17 protein-coding genes and 3 tRNA genes are annotated in these 13,029 nt (G+C 67.9%); 4 read left to right on the forward strand and 16 right to left on the reverse strand.

Going from position 1 to position 13,029, the window contains the following annotated elements:
• Nucleotides 1-71 precede the first annotated feature (71 nt).
• From ACQP06_RS13735 to ACQP06_RS13765, 7 genes are all read right to left on the reverse strand, one after another.
• The gene (locus ACQP06_RS13735) at nucleotides 72-437 is read right to left on the reverse strand and encodes an effector-associated constant component EACC1 (protein ID WP_433672570.1); all 366 of its coding nucleotides are present in this window, start codon (nucleotides 435-437) and stop codon (nucleotides 72-74) included.
• Between the two features lie 47 nt (nucleotides 438-484).
• Nucleotides 485-889 (reverse strand): hypothetical protein, encoded by a 405-nt coding sequence (locus tag ACQP06_RS13740; protein WP_379278751.1) that lies wholly within the window; start codon nucleotides 887-889, stop codon nucleotides 485-487.
• 117 nt (nucleotides 890-1,006) lie between these two features.
• Entirely contained in the window at nucleotides 1,007-1,993 is a 987-nt protein-coding gene (locus tag ACQP06_RS13745; protein ID WP_433672571.1) for a TauD/TfdA family dioxygenase, read from the reverse strand.
• Entirely contained in the window at nucleotides 1,990-2,412 is a 423-nt protein-coding gene (locus ACQP06_RS13750) for an arsenate reductase ArsC (RefSeq protein WP_433672572.1), read from the reverse strand. The genes ACQP06_RS13745 and ACQP06_RS13750 overlap by 4 nt, the downstream gene beginning before the upstream one ends.
• A 16-nt stretch (nucleotides 2,413-2,428) precedes the next feature.
• Nucleotides 2,429-3,145: an aquaporin gene (locus tag ACQP06_RS13755; RefSeq protein WP_433672573.1), complete on the reverse strand. Its 717-nt coding sequence runs from the start codon at nucleotides 3,143-3,145 to the stop codon at nucleotides 2,429-2,431.
• The gene (locus ACQP06_RS13760; protein ID WP_433672574.1) at nucleotides 3,142-3,519 is read right to left on the reverse strand and encodes an ArsR/SmtB family transcription factor; all 378 of its coding nucleotides are present in this window, start codon (nucleotides 3,517-3,519) and stop codon (nucleotides 3,142-3,144) included. Before ACQP06_RS13760 ends, ACQP06_RS13755 begins: the two co-directional genes overlap by 4 nt.
• A gap of 63 nt (nucleotides 3,520-3,582) precedes the next feature.
• Nucleotides 3,583-4,113 carry an ArsI/CadI family heavy metal resistance metalloenzyme gene (locus ACQP06_RS13765; protein WP_433672575.1) on the reverse strand — a complete coding sequence of 177 codons (531 nt, stop codon included), beginning with the start codon at nucleotides 4,111-4,113 and terminating at the stop codon, nucleotides 3,583-3,585.
• 103 nt (nucleotides 4,114-4,216) lie between these two features.
• On the opposite strand from ACQP06_RS13765, the gene ACQP06_RS13770 reads away from it, so the two are divergent.
• Nucleotides 4,217-4,576 carry an Rv2640c family ArsR-like transcriptional regulator gene (locus tag ACQP06_RS13770; protein WP_433672576.1) on the forward strand — a complete coding sequence of 120 codons (360 nt, stop codon included), beginning with the start codon at nucleotides 4,217-4,219 and terminating at the stop codon, nucleotides 4,574-4,576.
• A gap of 53 nt (nucleotides 4,577-4,629) precedes the next feature.
• On the opposite strand, the gene ACQP06_RS13775 is transcribed toward ACQP06_RS13770, so the two are convergent.
• The 4 genes from ACQP06_RS13775 to ACQP06_RS13790 all read right to left on the reverse strand — a co-directional run bounded on the left by ACQP06_RS13775 (nucleotide 4,630) and on the right by ACQP06_RS13790 (nucleotide 7,247).
• Nucleotides 4,630-5,244, reverse strand: a complete 615-nt coding sequence (locus ACQP06_RS13775; protein ID WP_433672577.1) for a class I SAM-dependent methyltransferase — start codon at nucleotides 5,242-5,244, stop codon at nucleotides 4,630-4,632.
• Nucleotides 5,245-5,349: 105 nt separating this feature from the next.
• A complete protein-coding gene (locus ACQP06_RS13780) occupies nucleotides 5,350-5,793 on the reverse strand; it encodes a nuclear transport factor 2 family protein (RefSeq protein WP_357093981.1) in 444 nt (147 codons plus the stop codon).
• 93 nt (nucleotides 5,794-5,886) lie between these two features.
• Nucleotides 5,887-5,959: transfer RNA gene (locus ACQP06_RS13785), tRNA-Gly, on the reverse strand.
• A 112-nt stretch (nucleotides 5,960-6,071) separates the two neighbouring features.
• Nucleotides 6,072-7,247, reverse strand: coding sequence for a serine hydrolase domain-containing protein (locus ACQP06_RS13790; protein ID WP_433672578.1), 1,176 nt, complete (start codon nucleotides 7,245-7,247; stop codon nucleotides 6,072-6,074).
• 97 nt (nucleotides 7,248-7,344) lie between these two features.
• Here ACQP06_RS13790 and ACQP06_RS13795 point away from each other — a divergent pair, with 97 nt between their 5' ends.
• Nucleotides 7,345-8,031, forward strand: a complete 687-nt coding sequence (locus tag ACQP06_RS13795) for a TetR/AcrR family transcriptional regulator (RefSeq protein WP_433672579.1) — start codon at nucleotides 7,345-7,347, stop codon at nucleotides 8,029-8,031.
• A gap of 50 nt (nucleotides 8,032-8,081) precedes the next feature.
• Here the strand turns inward: ACQP06_RS13795 and ACQP06_RS13800 are convergent.
• The 4 genes from ACQP06_RS13800 to ACQP06_RS13815 all read right to left on the reverse strand — a co-directional run bounded on the left by ACQP06_RS13800 (nucleotide 8,082) and on the right by ACQP06_RS13815 (nucleotide 9,838).
• A tRNA-Val gene (locus ACQP06_RS13800) sits at nucleotides 8,082-8,156 on the reverse strand.
• Between the two features lie 17 nt (nucleotides 8,157-8,173).
• Nucleotides 8,174-8,246 (reverse strand) — tRNA-Gly (locus tag ACQP06_RS13805).
• A gap of 116 nt (nucleotides 8,247-8,362) precedes the next feature.
• Nucleotides 8,363-9,235: a DMT family transporter gene (locus ACQP06_RS13810; protein ID WP_433672580.1), complete on the reverse strand. Its 873-nt coding sequence runs from the start codon at nucleotides 9,233-9,235 to the stop codon at nucleotides 8,363-8,365.
• Between the two features lie 114 nt (nucleotides 9,236-9,349).
• On the reverse strand, nucleotides 9,350-9,838 hold the full coding sequence (locus tag ACQP06_RS13815) for a MarR family winged helix-turn-helix transcriptional regulator (protein WP_357093990.1): 489 nt from the start codon (nucleotides 9,836-9,838) through the stop codon (nucleotides 9,350-9,352).
• Between the two features lie 120 nt (nucleotides 9,839-9,958).
• Here ACQP06_RS13815 and ACQP06_RS13820 point away from each other — a divergent pair, with 120 nt between their 5' ends.
• Nucleotides 9,959-10,459, forward strand: a complete 501-nt coding sequence (locus ACQP06_RS13820) for a DUF1772 domain-containing protein (protein WP_433672581.1) — start codon at nucleotides 9,959-9,961, stop codon at nucleotides 10,457-10,459.
• On the opposite strand, the gene ACQP06_RS13825 is transcribed toward ACQP06_RS13820, so the two are convergent.
• Entirely contained in the window at nucleotides 10,432-11,115 is a 684-nt protein-coding gene (locus tag ACQP06_RS13825) for a CPBP family intramembrane glutamic endopeptidase (protein ID WP_433672582.1), read from the reverse strand. The two genes, ACQP06_RS13820 and ACQP06_RS13825, sit on opposite strands and share 28 nt — an antisense overlap.
• A 147-nt stretch (nucleotides 11,116-11,262) precedes the next feature.
• On the opposite strand from ACQP06_RS13825, the gene ACQP06_RS13830 reads away from it, so the two are divergent.
• On the forward strand, nucleotides 11,263-13,008 hold the full coding sequence (locus tag ACQP06_RS13830; protein ID WP_433672583.1) for an N-acyl-D-amino-acid deacylase family protein: 1,746 nt from the start codon (nucleotides 11,263-11,265) through the stop codon (nucleotides 13,006-13,008).
• The last annotated feature ends 21 nt before the right edge of the window (nucleotides 13,009-13,029 follow it).

Consider the following 13,029-nt stretch of genomic DNA (forward strand, 5'->3'; position numbering starts at 1 on the left):
GTCACACGTCCTGGGGATTCGCCCGAAGTCCCCTCCAGGACGTGGATCGGACGGGGCTATGCTTCCTCGATCTACTTCGTGTCCGGGTTGTGAACCCCGTTGGGGCGGATCTGCTCGAGGGCCTGTCGCACGACAGCCTCGGAGACGTCGCCCTTGACCGAGATCTCCGAGTCGCCGATCTTCAGCGTGAATTTGGTTGTGCGGCTGGCGATCCAGGCTGTCACGCAGGCGGTGACCGCACCCATCAAGGGCGCGGATTCGACCACGAGTTTGATGAGTTCCGTCGCGCCGAGCGCGTCCGGGACGGGTTCGCCGCTGATCAGTCGTTTGTGGACGGCGCGCAGGTCGTCGTCCACGACGATCGCCTCGAACAGCGAGGCCAGTTCGGCGATGTCGTCGTCGGCGTCGGTGATCGAGATGGTGATCGTTGCGGCCACGTGGATCCTCCCCGGTAGGTCTGTGGCCGCAATTCTAAGGCGGACGGTCAGTGTGCGCCCGAGTGGCACTGGGGGACGGGAGGATTCGTGCGTCCGGTGCAGTACCGTCCCTCCGGGGAATTGCCCGGGGGACGGTCCGCACCGTCCGCGCGCCGCTGCCGGCGGTCGCGTTCGATGATGCGCGCCGCCAGGCGGACGACGGCCTCCTCGAGCCGCATCCCCAGCGATTCGGCTCGCAGCGCCGCCATCTCCAGCACGAACTCCTCTTCGGTGGAGGCCAGGTCGCTCAGGATCTCGTCGAGCGCCATCCCGTCGATGGCCTGCTCCCGGGTCAGATCCCGCCCCGGCAGCCAGCTGAGCACCCACCGGCTCCCGGCAGGACCGGGAACCAGATGTGCGGTCTCGGGCGTCATGTCACTGGTGATCGCCTGTCCGGAAATACGTAGCGCCATAGCCTTTCACCCCCTCGGAGCTGGACTCCCCGAAAATGTACGGTCCGGCGCTTAACGATCGCTATCGATTTCCTTACCGGGAACGGTCCGGTCGCCGTCCCGGAGGGCGCCCGGTGATCAGCCCTGGCGGGGTGGGATCCCCTCGCGGAGCATGTCCTCGACGGTGGCGAAGGCGTGGGCGGTGAGCCACAGGCGCAGCAGGTGGCGGCGACGGGCGGGGTCCTCGTGGTCGGTGTAGGCCTCGCGGCTGTGCAGGATCTTCGCGTTGTTGAGGATCTGGATGTCGCCGGGAGCGAAGTCCATGGGGAGGTAGAAGGCCGGGTCGTTGGCGGTGTCCTCGAGCATGCGCATGGCCTCGAGTTGCAGGTCGGTCAGGGGCGGGACGCCGGGATGGCGTTGGGCCTCGCGGATGTACCAGCCGATGTAGAAGATGCGGGGCGTGCCGTTGATGTCATGGATGGCGGGCAGGGTGAAATACGGTGTGTCGCCGGGGGATTGCTCGTCGTTGCGGTCCCAGTGGAAGGGGCTGCGCAGGACCTCGAGGAGATCGGGCCGCTCGGCCAGGATGTGGTTGTAGACGGCCAGGGAGCTCGCGATGCGGCTCTCCCCACCGGCTTTCGCGGCGTTCAAGCACAGCAGCCCGACCAGGTCGGAGCCGTCGGTGTGGAAGTCCTGACGCTCGTTGGTGGTGTAGAGCCGCACCGCCGGGCCGGTGCGCGGGAGGCGCTCGTCGCGAACATGGCCCAGCAGATCGCCCGCCGCGTTCTGGCTGACCGGAGTGCCCAGGTGCAGGCCGAGACCGACGTAGGCGAGCTCGATCTCGGCTTCGGTGAGCAGCTCGACGGGGAACCGGCGGATGAGGACGAAGGCGCGGCCCTGGGCCAGCGTGACCGTCCACTCGCGCAGCGGATCGGCCAGGCCCGGCAGCGGGAAGTCCTCGCGACGCAGGTTCGCGGCGTCACGCCCGACGGCGACGGCCGCGCGGGTGGCGTCCACGATCTCCGCGCGCTGCGCGTCGGTCAGGACGGTCGACCATTCGGCGGGGTCGGTGAGGTCCGCGCCCCGCCACACGGCGGGCGACTGGACAGGTTGGGGGACATTCATCGCAGGTCCGCTCCTCGTGCCGTCAACTCGTCGATGAGTTGTTCCACCCGGGTACGGATTTCGTCGCGAATCGGCCGCACGGCCTCCACACTCTTGCCCGCGGGATCGTCCAGGGTCCAGTCGCGGTAGTCGACGCCGGGGAAGTAGGGGCAGGTGTCGCCGCACCCCATGGTGATCACCACGGTGGAGGTCTGCACTGTGTCCGGGGTGAGGACTTTCGGCGTCTGGGCGGTGATGTCGATGCCCAGTTCGGCCATGGCCTCGACCGCAGCGGGGTTGATGGTGTCGGCGGGCGCGGTTCCGGCTGAACGAACTTCGATGGCGTTCCCGGCCAGGTGGGCGAGGAAACCCTGTGCCATTTGGGAGCGGCCCGCGTTGTGGACGCAGACGAACAGGACGCTCGGCTTGACGGAGGTCATGGGTGGGCGGAGCCTTTCAGGCGGTCGGGACGTCGAGAGCGGTGCGCTCGGCCGGGGCGGGATCGGGGTACAGCGCGCCGACCAGGACGAATCCCAATGCGGCACCGAGGAATTGAGCGGCGATGAACGCCGGTACCGAGGAGGGCGCGATTCCGGCGAAGGAATCGGAGAAGATCCGCCCAACCGTGACGGCGGGATTGGCGAAACTGGTGGAGCTGGTGAACCAGTACGCCGCACCGATGTAGGCGGCCACCGCGACGGACGCCAGCGCGGCGCGGCCGGTCCGCACCAGCGCGAAGATGACCGCGATCAGCCCGGCGGTGGCCACCACCTCACCGACCAGATGGCCGGTGCTGACCCGGTGATGGGTCGCGATCTGGACGGCCCGCTGATCGAACATGATGTTGGCCAGCACCGCCCCGGCGATGCCGCCGGGCACCTGGACGCCGACATAGGCGAGCAGCTCGGCGGTCGTGAGACCGGTGCCGAGGCGGCGACCCGCCCACCAATCAGCCACCGAGACGACCGGATTGAAGTGCGCGCCGGAGACCGGTCCGAGGATCAGGATCAGAATCCCGAGCCCGAACACGGTGGCGGTCGAGTTCTCCAGCAGCTGGAGCCCGACATCGTGGGCGGACAGCTGCTGCGCCGCGATGCCGGACCCGACGACCACGCACACCAGCAGTCCGGTGCCGACGAACTCGGCCAGCAGACGCCGGGACAGCGTGGTCATCGGGCGGCCGCCTCGGGCAAGGCGATATCCAGCAGATCCGACAGCTGCCGCAGCGCTCCGGGCTCGACGCGGTAGTACACCCACGAGCCGCGGCGCTCGCTCGACAGCAGCCCGGCTTCCCGCAGCACCTTCAGATGGTGGGAGATGGTGGGCTGGGAGACGTCGAAGCCGTCGGAGATGTCGCACACGCAGGCCTCCTGGCCGACATGGCTCGCGATCACCGACAACAGCCGCAATCGCACCGGATCCGACAACGCTTTGAACACCCCCGCCAACTCGGTGGCGGCCGCCGGGGTCAAGGGTTGCCGGGCCAGGGGAGTGACCTCACATCCGGGTGCGGTCACCGCGGTGAGCGGCAATTCTCGTTTCGACACGCATCGATATTGACGGTTGTCGAAGTCATGTGCAAGCGAACAACCAGCGAATACGCGGTGATGTCAGCCGCAGCAGGACTGGCCCGACGCCACCGCCTCCGCCTTGGCGGTGCTGCCGCAGCAAGCTCCCTCCGCGGCGGCTTCCTCGGCGGTGCCGCAGCAGACCGCCATGGCCTGCGCGTCCGTCGCGGCCTCCCCGGAGGCGAGAATCGGTGCCGTGCCGAAGGTTTCACTGTCCGCCAGCACGGTGTAGACCTCCCACCGTTCGGAGTCGGGCCCGGTCACCCACACCTTGTCCTGGGTGGCGAAGCAACAGGTGGTGGCGATCTGCTCCTCGGTGAACATGCCCGCGTCGGACAGGCGGGCGATCTCGGCGTGCACCTGACCGGAGGATTCGACCTCCACGCCGAGGTGGTTGAGGCTGCCGCCCTGGCCCGGGTTCTCGATGAGAACCAGCTTCAGCGGCGGCTCGGCGACGGCGAAGTTCGCGTAACCGGGCTTGCGCTTGGCCGGTTCGGTCTTGAAGAGGGTGGAGTAGAACGCGATGGCCTGGTCGAGGTCGTCGACATTGAGGGCGAGCTGGATGCGGGACATGATGACGGTACCTCCACTTGTGAGACATATGTCGAAATTCTGATGCTGTCGAGTCTGCGCCACTATTTCGACATATGTCAAGAAGGTGCGTACAGTCGTTCTTATGCCCAAGGCGCTACCCGTGATCGACATGTCCGCCCCCGTCTGCTGCGCGCCGGTCGCGGCGGGCCCGGTCGACGACGCCGCCGCGCTCGAAATCGCCCTGCGGCTCAAGGCGATTGCTGACCCGGCCCGGGTGAAACTGCTGTCCCTTCTGCTCACCAGCACCGCAGGCGAGGAGAACACCGGTGATCTCGCGCAGGCCGTCGGCCTGGCCGAATCGACCGTCAGCCACCACCTCGGCCAGCTGAAGAAGGCGGGCCTGATCGAATCCGAACGACGCGGCATGAACACCTTCCACCGCGCCTATCGCGACGCCCTGTCAGCGCTGTGCCTGGTCCTCGACCCGAACTGCTGCCGCTGACACCCGTGCCGGCGCACTAGCTTTCGGCGGTGCCGATCAGCCGGTCGGGCACGTCAGTTCGCGCGGGAGAACACGGCCACCAGGAAGTCCGCGTCGGCGGTGAAGGGCCGCAGATCCCAGGTCGACAGGAGCAGATCCGGTGTGAGGCCGGAGGTTTGGGCGTCGGAGAGGAACTGGGTGAAGTCGTAGCCGCGGTCGGCGCCGAAGCCGATCACCGCGCGGCCGGTGGGGGCGAGGTGCCGGGCGAAGGCGGACAGGACGGCGCGGCGGGTGGAGGGCGCCAGGAACGCCATCACATTGCCCGCGCAGACGATGGCGTCGAAGTCGGCGGGCACGCCACGGCTGGGGAGGTCCAGTTCGGCCAGGTCGCCGACGAGCCAGGTGGGGCCGGGGTGGTCGTGTTCGGCGGCGGCGATCAGGATCGGGTCGACGTCGACGCCCACCACGGTGTGGCCCACCTGGTGCAGGTGGCCGCCGATGCGGCCCGGCCCGCAGCCCGCGTCCAGGACGCGGCTGCCGCGCCCCAGCATGGCGTCGATCAGCCGCGCCTCGCCGACGATGTCGGTGCCCTCGGCGGCCAGATTGCGGAAACGCTCCACGTAGCGGGTCGAGTGGGTGGGATCGGCCGCGATGATCTCCTCCCACTGGCTGGGGGTGCGTCCGCTCATGGTCTGAACCTCCTCGCTCGGGGCGCGTCCACTTCACTCTGCCAGTCCGGGAATCGGTGTCCGGGTGGGGGCTGGCGTGTAGCGGACGCGCCCCGGCTGCCGCGCCTACGCCAGGCGAGTCGGCAGCGGGGCGAGGGTGTAGTTCTGCCAGACGTAGTTGTCCATCTGGTGCTGGTCACCGGAGAGGTTCACGACGCGGTCGACCTTGCCGTCGGCGTTGAAATGCCAGACGAGCGCCCACATGGTGTCGACCTTGCCCTCGCCGGCGGTGGAGTAGCCGCGGTGGATGTCCACGACGTATTCGTCATTGGCTTCGAGGAAGAAGGTCTCGGCCTTCATTCCCGCGGTCGAGAGCTGGTTGAAGAATTCCACGACCTCGTCGATACCGTGCTTGGTGCCCGACAGCGGGTGGCGGCCGGGAATGGTCCAGCTGATGTCCTCGGTGAGGACGGCCCGCATCCCGTCGAGGTCGTAGCGGGCGTAGGCCTCGAAGAAGGCGGCGATGGCGGCGATCTTCGGATCCTGTTCGGTCACAACGTTTGTCGTCATACGAGCAGGTTATTGCCGAGCTGCGGCGAAGAGAAGAATCGATCCGGAATGGACCTGAAACGGATCGTTATCAATCGATCCGGACTTCGGTTGAGCGGATGACGAGATTCGAACTCGCGACCCTCACCTTGGCAAGGTGATGCGCTACCAGCTGCGCTACATCCGCGTGCTCACCCGGCCTTGTGGGCCGATCGGCTTGCGGGACAGAACATTAGCCTATGGGTGGGTGGGTAAAGCAAATCGGGTGGAACCGGCGCTCCGGCCCCACCCGTTCGGCCTCAGCGGCGCAGCGCGTCCGCGGTCGCCCGGAAGGCGAAGATCGCCTCGCCCATGTTCTCCTCCGAGTTGAGATCCTCGCTGGTCTTGACGATCACCACGTTGTCCTTGGGCGACACGTAGATGTACTGGCCGAGGATGCCCACGGCCACGTAATCGCCCCGGTCACCGTCGCCGAGCCACCACTGATAGCCGTAGCCGTAATTGTTCTCCGACGACTCGGGCGACTCCGGCATCAGGTGATGCGGCTGCAGATACGGCTCGCTGCTGTGGGTGGAGTCCCGTACCCACTGCGCGGGCACCACCTGCCGGTCGCCGACCCGCCCGTCATGCAGATACAGCAGTCCGAATCGCGCGAAATCCCTTGCGGTGGCGTGATAGCAGCAGTACGCGATATCGCTGCCCCGGTAGTCGTGCCCCAGCAGCGCGGACATCTGCATGCCCGCCGGCTGCCAGATCTTGTCCTGCACATACGACGACAGCGGATGCCCGGTCGCCTCGGCCACCACCCAGCCCAGGACGAAGGTGTTCATCGAGTCGTAGTTCCACCGCGTGCCCGGCGGGGTGTCGCGCTCGGCCTCCTTGGCCTGATCGATGAGCGAGGTCCCCGCGACCATACGAATCGTGGTGGCGGTGGACCCCTTGGTCGGATCGGCGTAGTCGGTCTCGTCGTACTCGTGCCCCGACGCCATGTGCAGGACGTCCCGGATCCGGACCCCGTCGTAGCCGGTGCCTTTCAACTCGCCGACGTACCGGGTGACCGGATCGTCCACCGACCCGATCCGCCCCTCGGCGATCGCGATCCCGACCGCGGTGGCGGTGATCGACTTGCCGACCGACCACGAGTTGAAGCGGCTGGCGGCCGAGTACCCGGCGAAGTAGCGCTCGTCGACGATCGAATCGTTCTGCACCACAACGAAACTGCGCGCGGAGCTGCGTGTGAGGTAGTCGGCGAGCGTGCGCTGCTGCCCCTCGTAGGTGTAGGTGGCCTGGATCGGTTTCCCGGTTCCGGGCAGCGGCGTCGGATGGCTCGACGCTGCGACGGTGGTCGTCGGATAGAAGGGCACGTGGGGGAGCAGCGGTAGCGGCAACGGGCCCGAGGCGGCCGCGGAGCCGCTCACGGCGAGGGTCGCGGCGACGGCCAGGCAGGCGACGGCGGACAGGGATCTTCTGAGCATCAGTGCTTCCGTTCTTCAGCGGGTGCCGGAGCATGGAATCACTTAACAACAGTGGTGTCAACGCTGGTGCTTATTTGCTGCCGGTACCCTGACCAGGGTGAAATCCTCTGGTTCCGCCGCACCGCGTCGCCGCCGGTCGCTGAGTTTCCTGACCCCTGAGTTGATCTTGGAAACCGCGATGACGGTCATGGAGCGAGACGGGGCCGACGCGCTCACCCTGCGTCAGCTCGGCGCGGAACTGGGCGTCGACCACACCGCGGTGCTGCGGCACTTCCGCAACAAGGACGAGCTGCTGCTGGCGCTGTCGAACAAGCTCATCGCCGAGGCCCTGGAAGGCATGGTCCCGTCGCCGGACTGGCGTGACACCCTGCGCGACCTCGCCGCGCGGGTGCGCCGCGCCTGCCACACACACCCGCGCGTCGCGGTGGTGGTGGCGGGCCGGACCTCCCGGCGCGAGGCGGAATTCGCGGGCGCGGAGATCGTCATCGGGGCTCTGCTCCAGGCGGGATTGCAGGGCCGCGAGGCCGCGTCGTCCTATCGGGCGCTGGTCGAAGTCGCCCTGTCCTATTCGGCCCTCGAAGCGATGTTGCTGACCGTGCCCGAAGCCGACCGGGCCGCGGATCACGCCGCGTGGAGTCGCGAATACGTCGCGTTGCCCGCCGATCGCTATCCCAATATCGCGGCCGTGGCCTCGCATCTGCCGGAAGTGGAGGAGGAGGACCAATTCGAGGTCGCCCTGGAACTGATCCTCGACGCGGTGGAACTGCGCGCTCGGCGTCGGTAGCCGGAAAAGCAGAAAGGCCCGGCGGTGGCCGGGCCTGATCTGTTCATTCGTGGTGCGCGATACTGGGATTGAACCAGTGACCTCTTCCGTGTCAGGGAAGCGCTCTCCCGCTGAGCTAATCGCGCGGGTAAATCCCCCTTTGAGCGGATGACGAGATTCGAACTCGCGACCCTCACCTTGGCAAGGTGATGCGCTACCAGCTGCGCTACATCCGCGTGCTCACCCGGCCTTGTGGGCCGATCGGCTTGCGGGACAGAACATTAGCCTATGGGTGGGTGGGTAATGCAAATCGCCAGGAAAACGGGCTATTTCGGACGTGTCTCGGTGCCGGTCAGTCGGTCTCGGGGAGCGGGTCGGCCAGGGGCGCGGCCTGCGCGCGGGAAAGGCGCACCGCCGCAACGCACATGACGACCACCGAGAGGGCGACGAAGGCGGTGCCCAGCGGACCGGACCGCAGCCGCTCGTCGAGGACGGTCATGCCGAGGAAGGCCGCGCCGAGCGGCTCGGCGACGGTGAACGCGGGCAGCGAGGCCGACAGCGGGCCCACCTGATAGCCACGCTGTTGCAGATACAGGCCCAGCAGGCCGCAGGCGGCCAGGACGTAGATCTCCCAGCTCGTGAGGGCGGTCCCGATGCTGATCGAGAACAACTGCGTCACGTTCTCGGTGAGAGCGGCCGAGACGCCGAAGAGCAGACCGGCCGCCGTGCCCAGCAGCAGGGCTTGCAGGGTCGGCACCCGCACGGTGGTGGCCACCACGACGCTGACGGCGATGACACCGGCCGCCAAGCCCAGCGGGACCACCCAGCGATGCCAGGGCGCCTCGGTGACCCCTTCGGTCGGTTCCCCGACCACCAGGAAGCACGCCAGCGCGATCGACAACGCCACCGCCTGTAACCACATCACCGTGGTCACCCGCCGCCCGCTGTAGTGCGCGGCCAGCGGCAGCGCGAACACCAGAGCCGTCACCAGAATCGGCTGCACCACCAGCACCGACCCCAGGGCCAGCGCCGCCACCTGGAACGCGAACCCACCCGTGTCTCCGATCACCCCCGCCACCCACCGCGGATTGCGAATCAGGCTGGCCAGCAACGCATCCCCCTCGGGGACGTCCGCCGCCGCCCGCTGCTGTGCCACCGCCGACACCGCGAACAACACCGCGCCGATGAACGCGCAGACCACCGCTGCCACAGGTAGGTTTCCCACCCGATCAAGTCTGCCCGACAAGGTCATCCCCGTCGGTTGGCGGGGCCGTCGAGCGAGGCCCGAATTCGGCGGTCGAACCGCCGCGCCCGTCGGCCCGGCTCCCGACGATTCGAGTCAGTCGATCTCGTCGGCCCAGGCTTGCAGCCCGGCCAGAAACCCCCGCCGCTGCGTCGGTGTCAGCCGCCCCATCGCCCGCAGCAGCGCGTCCGATCGGCGGTTGATGAAGGTTGCCACATCGTCGCGGCGATCGTCGGGCAGCGACAGCAGGGTGCGCCGATTGTCGGCCGGATCGTTGTGCCGGCGCAGCCACCCGGCCCGGTTGAGCTCCCCGGCAAGCTGACTCGCATTGGTCAGGCTGATGCCGAGCCGGCGGGCCAGATCGCTGACGCTGAGACTCCCCGCCGCCAGCACCTGCGCGAGCACCGCGCCGTGCCGATTGCCGAGCCCGCCCGCGTCGAAGGATTCGCGCAACGCGGCGGGCATATCGCCGTGGGCGCGCCGGAAATGGGTGGCGATCAGGGGTGCGAGCGCCTCCAGTTGCCGCTGGTGTTCCGCACTCACCGGTGCGCCCGCGGCGTCCGCCGCTCGCTGTGGCCGAGGCACGAACCCCTCCCATCGATGTCGTACTGCGGTCTTGACAGATCCAGGATACAGGTTCGAAGATTTGAACTATTCCGAAAACTGAACCAATTGGAGACGGCGCTCTCCGCGAAAGGCTCACCCATGCGCACTCGACTGCTCACCGCGGCCGCCCTGCTCACCACCGGATACCTGTGCGGCGCCTTCGGATACGGACTGATCAATGTCGCGCAAGCGTTCAAGACGGTGCCGCTGGATGTGCGGTTCACCTTCCATACGGCCCTGATGAAGGTCAACGGACCCGTCATGCAATCGGCGATGGGCTTGGCCGCGCTGACCTCGCTGCTGCTGGCGATCTACAGCGGGGGAGTCGTGCGCCGTTCGGCCGCAACGGCTTCCGGCCTGGTCATCACGTCCTTCGTCATCACCCGATTCGGCAATGTCCCGATCAACGGCAAGATCAAGCAGTGGGCCGTCGGGCCCCGCCCCGACGACTACGCCCAGATCCTGCACCGCTGGGAGCTGTTCCACATCGCCCGCACCGGCACGGCGCTGCTGGCCTTCCTGATCATCATCGCCATCGCCGTCTTCATTCAGCCCGCTCGGGCGGAGCGGGATCAGACAGTTCTGTCCGCCCCCAACTGAATTCGCGCGGCCGGGGCGGCGCCGTGATAGAAATGCCGCCCCAGCCCGACCGTGAACACCAGAATCCCGTACGCGGCATGCTCCACCGACGCCGTGAACAGCGACCGCGTCCGCATGTACCGTGCCGCGAACAACCATCCACCCACACTGCTGGCCGCCACCGAGAACCAGCTCCCGAACACGATGTGCACGTACCCGAACGCCGCCGCGCTCGCGGCCACCATCGCCCGGCCCTCCCCGAACACCGGCGCGTACCGGTGGAACAGGAACGACCGGAAGATCAACTCCTGCGGATACACGCTCAACGCCGGATACAGCACCATGACCGCCAGCCAGATCAATGGATCGCGCCGCGGCAGATCGAACAGATCCTCCCGCCGCAGCAACGCGGTGGCCGCGGTCAACGCGACCGCGTTCGCCCCGGCGCCCACCGCCATCGACCGCGCCTGCTCCGGGAATGCCTCGGCCCGCCACAGGGATTGGCGGTCGAACCCCTTCGCCCGCCGCAGGTACACCGTCACCCCGGTCCCCAGGATCAGCAACGCCGGAATCGGTGGCTTCCCCCGCATCACCGCGTTGTACAAGGTCGTCCCGCCGAAGAACAACGCCGCGTACTCGGCCGCCAGATATACCCGCCGCCACCGCCGAATCCTCATGGGCACCACCATAATTTCCGGCCCGTGACCGCGCAGCGAAGCAAAATTCGCCACAGGGTGTAGCGAATTTCGCCGAATCAGCTGTCGCTGACGTTGTGTCTAGTTAATCTGTGCGATGTCAGTGAACCTGGAACGCTAGGACCTCGCGTGAGCTACTCACTCATCATCGAGAACGGCACCATCGTCGACGGGACGGGCGCCGAGCCGTACACCGGCGATATCGCCGTCGAGAACGGGCGCATCGCCGCCATCACCCCGCCCGGCCAACTCGCCCACGCCGAGGCCGAGAACCGGATCGACGCGCGGGGACTGCTGGTCACGCCCGGCTTCGTCGACATCCACACCCACTACGACGGCCAGATCACCTGGGACCCGCAGCTGACCCCCAGCTGTTGGCACGGCGTGACCACCGTCGTGATGGGCAACTGCGGCGTCGGGTTCGCACCGGTCACTCCCGAGAAGCGGGACTGGCTGATCGGGTTGATGGAGGGTGTCGAAGACATTCCCGGCGCGGCGCTCTCGGCCGGAATCCGCTGGGACTGGCAGTCCTTCCCGCAGTACCTGGACGCGATCGACCGGCTGCCGCTCGCGGTCGACGTCGGCACCCAGGTGCCGCACGGCGCGGTCCGCGGATACGTCATGGGGGAGCGCGGCGCCAAGAACGACGCCGCCTCGCCCGAGGACATCGCCATGATGGCCAAGCTCGTGCGCGAGGGCATCGAGGCGGGCGCACTAGGCTTCTCGACCTCCCGCACCATCGTGCACCGCGCCATCGACGGCGAACCGGTCCCGGGCACCTTCGCCGCCGAGGAGGAACTCTTCGCCATCGGCCAGGCCCTGGCCGACGCGGGCGCGGGCGTCTTCGAACTGGCCCCCGCCGGCATCATGGGCGAGGACCTCGCCGCCCCCGACCGTGAACTCGCCTGGATGCTGCGCCTGGCCGAGCAGACCGGTCGCACCGTGAGTTTCGGCCTGCTGCAACACGATGGCGCACCCGATGACTGGAAGCGGCTGCTGGACACCGCCGGTGCTGCCTTCGAACAAGGAATCCCGATCCGCCCACAGGTTTCCGCCCGCCCGCTGGGACTGCTCATCGGCCTGCAGACCTTCAACCCGTTCTCGTTCCGGCCCAGCTACCAGGCCGCCGTCGAACGCGCGGGTCAGAGCCTCGACGCCCTGGTCGCCGAACTCCGCGATCCGGCCCTGCGGCAGACGATCCTCACCGAGGCCGACCTCCCCGACAACCCGATGGCCTTCATCAGCATGGGCCTGGACCGCACCTTCACCCTGGGCGATCCGCCGGACTACGAGCCGGACCCGGCGGCCAGCCTCGCCACCGACGCGGCCCGCGCGGGCGCCGAGCAGTTCGAGTACATCTACGACCAGCTCCTGACCCGCGACGGTACCTCCCTGTTCTACCGTCCACTGCTCAACTATTCGGGCTTCACCCACGACCCGATCCGCGAGATGCTGATGCACCCGGCCAGCGCGGTCGGCCTCGGCGACGGCGGCGCGCACGTCGGCGCGATCTGCGATGCCTCCAACACCACATACCTGCTGACCCACTGGGCGCGCGATCGTTCCCGGGGCGAGCGGATTCCACTGCCGCTGGCGATCCGCAAGATGACCCTCGACACCGCCCAGATGTACGGCCTCGATGACCGCGGCGTCGTGGAGGTCGGCAAGAAGGCCGACTTCAACGTCATCGACTTCGAGGCCCTGCGCCTGCTGCCGCCTACCATGGCCCATGACCTGCCCGGCGGGGCGCGCCGCTTGCTGCAGCGGGCCGAGGGCTATCGCGCCACGATCGTCTCCGGTGAGGTCGTGCTGCGCGATGGCGAGGACACCGGTGCTCGTCCAGGAGCCCTGATCCGCTCCCAGCGTGACCGCTGATCCACCCCGGAAATGCAGAAA

The organism is Nocardia sp. CA-136227, assembly GCF_050955695.1.
Lineage (GTDB): Bacteria > Actinomycetota > Actinomycetes > Mycobacteriales > Mycobacteriaceae > Nocardia.